The sequence below is a fragment of the Cellulomonas biazotea genome (assembly GCF_004306155.1).
Classification (GTDB): Bacteria; Actinomycetota; Actinomycetes; order Actinomycetales; family Cellulomonadaceae; genus Cellulomonas; species Cellulomonas biazotea.
This window is the reverse complement of the sequence record NZ_BIMR01000517.1, coordinates 1-731: the sequence shown is the minus strand read 5'-3', so window position 1 is coordinate 731 and position 731 is coordinate 1. Positions and strand designations below refer to the sequence as shown.

The 731-nt window shown below is 79.3% G+C and carries 1 protein-coding gene; it reads left to right on the top strand.

Annotated features, from left to right (window positions below; genetic code table 11):
• Positions 1-161: 161 nt before the first annotated feature.
• On the top strand, positions 162-731 hold a 570-nt coding region (locus CBZ_RS20555; RefSeq protein ID WP_165446884.1), incomplete at its 3' end, for an RDD family protein.

The window sequence follows — 731 nt, the reverse complement described above, 5'->3', positions numbered from 1 at the left end:
GCGCCACCGCGCGCGTGACGCCCGCCGCACGCGTGACGCCGGTCGTCCCGACGCCACGGGCCGTGCGCGCCGCACCGGCCGTGCCCCGCGCCGTGGCCGCGCCGGTCCCTGACGCACCGTCCCGTCCCGTGCCCCGCCCCGCTCGATCCGAGGAAGTCCACGTGCAGCCCGTCCCCGCACCCCGCCACACGAGCCGGTCGGCGGTGCCCGCCGACGAGCCGCCCGCCGGACTCGGCAGGCGGGCCGCGGCCGCCGCCCTCGACGCCTTCGTCGTCCTCGTGCTGGGCGGCTGGCTGCTCGTCGCGTGGTGGGTCGACGCGGTCCGTGCTGCGACGGCGGGCGAGACGGTGCCCGCACCCGGTGCGGGCGTGGCGGTCGGTGCCCTGCTCGTGCTGGTCGTCGGGGTCGTGCAGTGGGTGCTGCACGGCCGCACGGGTGCGACGCTCGGCCGTGCCGTCGTCGGCATCCGGACGCTCGACGTGGAGACGCGCGAGCCCGTCGGGGTCCTGCGCGTCCTGCTGCGCGGGCTGGTCGTCGGCGCGGGCGTGCTGCTGTGCGTCGTCGGCGTGGTCGTGGTCCTGCTGTCGCCGCTGTTCGACCGCACGGGCCGCCGCCGCGGGTGGCACGACGTCGCGGCAGGTGACGAGGTGCTCGTCGTGCGCCGCGGCACGGGCCGCCGGGTCGCCACCGGGGGTCGCACGGCCTTCGCGGCGGCGCCCGACGACCACGAC